The organism is Roseateles sp. P5_B10 (assembly GCF_056400485.1).
Genome location: NZ_JBFULE010000291.1, coordinates 1 through 6,098, shown reverse-complemented (window position 1 = coordinate 6,098; position 6,098 = coordinate 1). Strand labels below are relative to the sequence as shown.

Sequence of the window (6,098 nt, the reverse complement as noted above, 5' to 3'; positions counted from 1 at the left end):
GCTTGGCATCAAGCACAGCTTCACCAAGCCGTACTGCCCACAGACCAACGGCAAGGCCGAGCGCTTCATCCAGACGTGTCTGCGGGAGTGGGCCTATGGTCGCGTCTGGGCCAACAGCGGTGAGCGCACGGCCTGGTTGCCAGCGTTCCTGACCTACTACAACGCTCGACGGCCTCACTCCGCTCTTGGCTACAGCCCTCCTGCCTCCCGGCTCGGTGGGTACAACCTATCGAAACTCAACAGCTAGTCGCCGAGGTAGCGGCGCACGATGCTCGCCTGCGTGCCATCGCGCTCCAGCGCCTCGCTGGCTTCGCGGTAACGCTGCACCAGCGACGGATCGACCGAGCGCTTGCTGAACATCAGCTGAGCCGGCTCGTGGGGCACCACCACGGAGGTCGGCACGATGCGGCCGGCCAGGCCCAGCTCGCCCAGCTCCCAGCGCGCCGTCGCCTCGCTGGCCAGCACGCCATCGACGCGGCCGATCTCCAGCATCTGCCACAGGCTGCGGCGCGCCGAGGCCTGGGTCAGCGTGGCGCGAAAGGCTGGGTCAGCGAGCAACTCGGCGTAGTCGGGGCCGTAGACCACCCCGATCTGCACGCCCAGCTTCAGGCCCTGCCGCCAAGCCTCTTTCAGCCGCGTCGCGCTGGCGAAGTCGGCCTCGCGACCGGCACGCACGAAGAGGCGGTTGGCCACGGCAATGTGCTGTTCGACCCAATGCGCATAGGCCTCGCGTTCGGGGCGGTGCAGCGCGCCGGGCAGCAGGTCCAGGCGGCCGGCCTGCAACTCGACCAGGGCGCGTGCCCAGGGTAGCTCGACCCAGACCGCCCGGCATTGCATGCGCTCCAGCGTGCGCTCGACCAGTTCGGTCTGCATGCCGATGAGGTGGCCCTGCCCGTCACGCATGCTGTAGGGCGGGTCGGGGTTCCAGCGCACGCGCAGCTCGCAGGCCGACGCCGGCAGGAAGGCAAGCGCCAGGCAGGTCAGGCTCAGGCGCAGCAGGGACAGAGGCGACAGCACGCCCGCATTCTGATCGAGACGGCGCAAGGCCCGTGCTTGTCAGCCAGCTCCGACAGGCCGCCGCGACACCGGCCGATACACGCCGCCCCCGCCCCTGGCGATGCTGGGCGCGCCAACTTCAGCCGGAACCTCCCATGACCATCGAAGCCTCGCTGCAGCACAACTCCCTGGCCGAATCCAGTCCGCACCGCCCCTTCTGGTCAGCGCTGACGCGCCTGTGGTCGCCGGCCGCCACGTCGAGCGAGGCCGAGCTGGGTTATGAATGCGCGCTGCCCTGGACCCTCGGCGAGGACGCGCCCAGGGACAGCGGCGAACCCCGCTACTGAATCAACCCGTTCTTCAGCGCGTAGTAGGTCAGATCGCTGTTGGTCGCCAGCTTGAGCTTCTCGAGCACGCGCGTGCGGTAGGTGCTGACGGTCTTGACGCTGAGGAACAGCGCCTCGGCGATATGGCCCACGRTCTCACCCTGGGCCAGGCGCAGGAAGACCTGGAACTCGCGCTCCGACAGCGCCTCGTGCAGGGGCTTGTCGGGCGCATTGCCGGCGCTGCCGCCACCCACCACGCTGTCCGCCAGTTGCTCCGCCACCGCCGGGCTGATGTAGCGCCGGCCACGCGCCACCAGACGGATGGCATTGGCGATTTCGTCGGGATCGCATTCCTTGTTGAGGTAGCCGCTGGCGCCCTGGCGCAGCAGCGTCGTCGCGTAATGCGCCTCAGGAAAGCCGCTGAGGATCAGCACCGGCAGTTCGGGGAATCGCGCCTTGATGGCGGCCAACGCGTCCACGCCGCTCTGGTCGGGCATGGAGATGTCCAGCAGCAGCACGTCGACCTCGCCGCCACGCGCCATCTCTAGGGCGTCGTGGCCACTGGCGCCTTCGCCCGTGACGCGCAGGTCGACGTGGTCGGACAGGAACTGGCGCAAGCCGGTGCGCACGATGGCGTGGTCGTCGACGATGCCGATACGGATCATGATGAACGCGGTGTTGAGGGATGGCCCAGCGTAGCAGTCCGCAAGGCGCGCCGCGATACCTTCAGTCCTACATCGACGCCGGCCGAGTCCGACAGGGGGCCGCGCTTCGGGACTATGCCGCCCGTGGTGGCGTGCCGCGATAGTGGCTCCAGCGGCTCCGTGAAGCCGCCATCCAAGGAGAACTGCAATGCTGAACAAGTCCATCCTCACTCTGGCCGTCGCCACCGCTCTCACGGCCACCCTGGCCGGCACCAGCGGCTGCGCCGTCACCCGCAACCAGGAAACCGTGGGCGCCTATGTTGATGACGCCGCGTTGACCACCCGCGTCAAGGGCAAGTTCGCCGCCGACCCGACCGTCAGCGCGATGGCCATCAGTGTCGAGACGCTGAAGGGCACGGTGCAACTGTCCGGCTTCGCCAAGTCGTACGAGGAAAAGGCCATGGCTGAGAAGCTGGCCCGCGAGACCTCCGGTGTCGTCGCCGTGCGCAATGACATCGCCGTGCGACACCCCAACTGAAGACCGCCGCTGAAGGACTTCCAAGGGAGTTTCCCTAGGAGAAGTCCTACAGCGCGATGCGCTGCCGGCACTGCCGGCCCGACGCGGAAGCGGTCCATACTTCAACCTCATCATCCTCGCGCCGCCGTCGGGCCATGCCAGCACTCAAAGCCTTCATCGTCGAAGACAGTCCGGTGATCCTTGAGAACCTGATTGCGACGCTTGAGGAACTGGCTCAGGTCGAAGTGGTGGGCTCGGTGGCTGATGAAGCCAGTGCGGTGCGCTGGATGAGCCGAGACCCCGACGGCAATGCCGATCTCTTCATCGTCGACGTCTTCCTGCGTTCCGGCACCGGCCTGGGCGTGCTGCAGGCCGCCCAGCAGCTGGGCATCCGGGCGCGGCGCGTCGTACTGACCAATTACGCCACCGAGGAAATGCGCCGGCGCTGCGCCAGCCTGGGCGCGGAACGGGTGTTTGACAAGAGCCGCGAGCTCGACGACCTCATCAGCTACTGCGCCGAACTGGCCGAACATGCCTCATCAGCGCGCCCTGCAGCCGCGGCCAGTTGAACGGCTGCCCGTGCTGCGTCATCTCGATCCCTGGCTGGAAGGCGCCAGCCGCAATCGCGGTCTGGCCGTCGGTTTCGCGGCACTGGCAGCAGCCGCCGTCATGGGCGTCAGCGAGGCCGCCTTCTGGGGTGCTGACGAGGCGCTGAACCAGTCCCAGGCCCGCCATCAGGCGCGCAACGACGGCCTGCGCCTGCGCGAGTTGCTGACCGATGCCGAGACCGCGCAGCGCGGCTATCTGCTGACCGGGCGCGACGATTACCTCGCGCCAATCAAGCTGGCCGAGCAGGAGCTGCCCAATGTGTTGTCACGGCTGCGCGGCCAGTACGCCAGCTCCGAATGGGAGGCCCTGGTGGCCGACGCGAGCCGGCGTGCCAGCGAAAAACTCTCCGAGCTGCAGCTGGTCGTCAAGCTTTACCGCGACGGGCAGGACACGGCCTGGCACGGGCTGGTCGAGTCCGACATCGGCCGCGAGAAGATGCAGGCGGTGCGCGACGCCGTCGGCCAGCTCGACCAGCACGAACTGACGCAGATTGCCACCGAGCGCGACGCCGTCGTGCGCTCGCTGAACTACGGCCGCATCGGCGTGCACGGGCTGACGCTGCTCAGCCTGTTCGGCCTGGCCATCTTCCTGCGCCGCAACGAGGCCCTGCACGCGGCCCGCCGTGAGCACGCCCAGGAGCTGGCGCTGGAACGCGACCGGCTGGACCGCGAGGTGGCCCGCCGCACCGCCGAGCTGACCGAGCTGGCCCACCACCTGCAGACGGTGCGCGAGGACGAGCGCGCCCATCTGGCCCGCGAGCTGCACGACGAGCTCGGTGCGCTGCTGACGGCCGCCAAGCTCGACGTCGCGCGCATCCGCCGCATGACGCGCACCGCGGCGCCCGAGATCGACGAGCGCCTCAAGCACATGAGCGAGCTGCTCGACCAGGGCATTGCGCTGAAGCGCCGCATCATCGAGGACCTGCGCCCGTCGGCCCTGTCCAACCTCGGCCTCATCCCGGCGCTGGAGATCCTGACCCAGGAGTTCGCCCAGCGCTCCGGCCTGCAGCTCAGCCTGGAGCTGATGGAGGCCCCCAGCGACGAGGCCAGCCGGCTGGCGATGTACCGCCTCGTGCAGGAGGCGCTGACCAATGTGCTGCGCCACGCCAAGGCCAAGCATGTGCGCGTCTCGCTGGCCGAATCGGATGGCTGGCTGCAGCTGCACATCCGCGACGATGGCCAGGGTTTCAACCCCGAAGCGGTGGGGGCCGGCCACCATGGCCTGCTGGGCATGCGCTACCGCATTGAAAGCCTGGGCGGCACGCTGCAGCTGCTGTCCGCGCCCGGCCGCGGCACGCTGGTGCTGGCGCGCCTGCCGATGCGCGAAGATCCAGAACCCGAGCCAGCCCCCGTGACCGCGCCCGGCGAACTGGGCAGCCCCAGCCCTTCCTGAAGTCCTACAGGGCAAGCCTGCCCGAGCCGACATGGCGCCGCATGCGGCGCGCCCAAACTGCTCCCGGGCCCGCGCCGACAGAGCGCGGTGACCGTCTCAGACGCAGCCAGGAGGGCACCATGCAATTCCCGCAATCACCGCATGCCGAGGGCTGGCACACGCAGATGCCGGCGCCGCCGGTACCCGACATGTCCATCATGTCGCGGGACGCCGACGCGCTGTCACCGCCCTTGAACAGCCGCCGCTTCCACGCGGCCGCCATGCTCGTGGCCGTCGCGGCCCTCGGGGCCAGCGCCGGCGTGGACATGGTCGACGACCCGCGCCCGCTGGACGTGCAGCTGACTGCCGTCATGCACAAGGCGGCAGACACCCTGCATGGCTGGCAGCAGCAGCTGTCGCGCGGGCTGCAGGTGTCGCTGCGCGCKGTCGCGGACGGGCGCGACAACAGCGCGCCGCCGGCCTCGGCACCCGACGACGCCACCATCGTCGCCAAGGCGGAAGCGCCGGCCGTTGATGCCGACGACCGCGACCAGCCGGTGCGCGCCGATGTCGCGCCGCAGCCGCCCCGCGAGCCGCAGCAAGCGACCGCCCGCTGAGTTCAGGCGGGCATCGTCTCTTCGGCGGCAACCAGCAGCTCGGCCAGCGGCTGGGGCCGGTGCAGCAGGAAACCCTGCACCTCGCCGACGCCCAGGCGCACCAACTCCAGCAGCACCTCGGGCGTCTCCACGCATTCCGCCACCGTCGTCAGGCCGAGCGTCCTGGCAACATCGACAAAGCTGCGCACCGCCACCTGATCGAGCGGGTCAGTCATCAACGCGCGCACGAACTGGCCGTCGATCTTCAGCAGATCCACTGGCAGCGCCTTCAGATAGCTGTATGAGGAGGCGCCGGCGCCGAAATCGTCCAGCGCGATGCGCACACCCAGGGCCCGCATCTGCTGGATGAAGCTCGCCGCCTCGCCGAGCTGGGTGATGACGGCCGTCTCGGTGATTTCCAGGCACAAGGTCGCGGCACGCGTGGGGCCCAGCGCCGTCAGCAGGGCTCGGGCTTCCTGGTGGTAGGCCGCATCCTGCAGCGTCAGGGCCGACACATTGATGGACAGCGACGCGACCTCCGGGGGGCCGCCGCGCTGCAGCAAGTCAACCGCCTGCCTCAAGACCCAGCGGTCCAGTCGCGGCGCGAGATGGAAGCGCTCGGCCGCCGGCATGAAGGCGCCGGGCAACACACGGCTGCCGTCGCGCTCGCGCAGGCGCAACAGCAGCTCGCCGCGCAGCCGGCCATCGTCCTCACCCTGGGCCGGCAGCACACGCTGCAGGTCGAGCTCGAAGCGGTCCTCGTCCAGGGCCTGTTGCAGCCGCGTCGCCCAGCGGTGCTCGCTCTGGTGGGCGCGCAGCGTGGCGTCATCGGGCGCCCACAGTTGCACGCGGTTGCGGCCCTGCTCCTTGGCGATCATGCAGCAGGCATCGGCCTCGCGCATGGCGGCATCGGCATCGGGCCAGCGCCCATCCAGCGGGGCCACGCCGATGCTGGTGCCGATGCGAAACCGTTGCTCGCCGTGCACATAGCGGTACTGGTCCATCGCGTCGCACAGCTTCTGCGCCACGTGCAGGGCGC

At 69.4% G+C, this 6,098-nt stretch carries 9 protein-coding genes; 6 read left to right on the top strand and 3 right to left on the bottom strand.

Annotated elements, in window-relative coordinates; translation table 11 throughout:
- The coding region (locus tag AC1DU6_RS17250) for an integrase core domain-containing protein (RefSeq protein WP_457356630.1) at positions 1–247 on the top strand (247 nt) is incomplete at its 5' end.
- Here AC1DU6_RS17250 and AC1DU6_RS17245 read toward each other — a convergent pair.
- Positions 244–1,017, bottom strand: coding sequence for a substrate-binding periplasmic protein (locus AC1DU6_RS17245; RefSeq protein ID WP_477858525.1), 774 nt, complete (start codon positions 1,015–1,017; stop codon positions 244–246). The genes AC1DU6_RS17250 and AC1DU6_RS17245 overlap by 4 nt on opposite strands.
- A 134-nt stretch (positions 1,018–1,151) precedes the next feature.
- Here AC1DU6_RS17245 and AC1DU6_RS17240 point away from each other — a divergent pair, with 134 nt between their 5' ends.
- Entirely contained in the window at positions 1,152–1,343 is a 192-nt protein-coding gene (locus tag AC1DU6_RS17240; RefSeq protein WP_056204975.1) for a hypothetical protein, read from the top strand.
- Here the strand turns inward: AC1DU6_RS17240 and AC1DU6_RS17235 are convergent.
- A complete protein-coding gene (locus tag AC1DU6_RS17235) occupies positions 1,337–1,987 on the bottom strand; it encodes a response regulator (RefSeq protein WP_477858523.1) in 651 nt (216 codons plus the stop codon). The genes AC1DU6_RS17240 and AC1DU6_RS17235 overlap by 7 nt on opposite strands.
- 187 nt (positions 1,988–2,174) lie before the next feature.
- On the opposite strand from AC1DU6_RS17235, the gene AC1DU6_RS17230 reads away from it, so the two are divergent.
- The 4 genes from AC1DU6_RS17230 (at position 2,175) to AC1DU6_RS17215 (ending at position 5,080) form a co-directional block, all read left to right on the top strand.
- Positions 2,175–2,504 carry a BON domain-containing protein gene (locus tag AC1DU6_RS17230; protein WP_056204983.1) on the top strand — a complete coding sequence of 110 codons (330 nt, stop codon included), beginning with the start codon at positions 2,175–2,177 and terminating at the stop codon, positions 2,502–2,504.
- 134 nt (positions 2,505–2,638) lie between these two features.
- Positions 2,639–3,052 carry a response regulator transcription factor gene (locus AC1DU6_RS17225; protein WP_056204985.1) on the top strand — a complete coding sequence of 138 codons (414 nt, stop codon included), beginning with the start codon at positions 2,639–2,641 and terminating at the stop codon, positions 3,050–3,052.
- Positions 3,015–4,484 (top strand): CHASE3 domain-containing protein, encoded by a 1,470-nt coding sequence (locus tag AC1DU6_RS17220; protein WP_457352488.1) that lies wholly within the window; start codon positions 3,015–3,017, stop codon positions 4,482–4,484. The genes AC1DU6_RS17225 and AC1DU6_RS17220 overlap by 38 nt, the downstream gene beginning before the upstream one ends.
- A gap of 119 nt (positions 4,485–4,603) precedes the next feature.
- The gene (locus AC1DU6_RS17215; protein ID WP_477858521.1) at positions 4,604–5,080 is read left to right on the top strand and encodes a hypothetical protein; all 477 of its coding nucleotides are present in this window, start codon (positions 4,604–4,606) and stop codon (positions 5,078–5,080) included.
- A gap of 2 nt (positions 5,081–5,082) precedes the next feature.
- On the opposite strand, the gene AC1DU6_RS17210 is transcribed toward AC1DU6_RS17215, so the two are convergent.
- Positions 5,083–6,098: EAL domain-containing protein (locus AC1DU6_RS17210; RefSeq protein ID WP_477858519.1), on the bottom strand; the 1,016-nt coding region annotated here is incomplete at its 5' end.

Bases quoted from the DNA above. Each gene is read 5' to 3' on its own strand.
- AC1DU6_RS17240 (WP_056204975.1), top strand. From the start codon at position 1,152: ATGACCATCGAAGCCTCGCTGCAGCACAACTCCCTGGCCGAATCCAGT.
- AC1DU6_RS17230 (WP_056204983.1), top strand. From the start codon at position 2,175: ATGCTGAACAAGTCCATCCTCACTCTGGCCGTCGCCACCGCTCTCACG.
- AC1DU6_RS17225 (WP_056204985.1), top strand. From the start codon at position 2,639: ATGCCAGCACTCAAAGCCTTCATCGTCGAAGACAGTCCGGTGATCCTT.
- AC1DU6_RS17220 (WP_457352488.1), top strand. From the start codon at position 3,015: ATGCCTCATCAGCGCGCCCTGCAGCCGCGGCCAGTTGAACGGCTGCCC.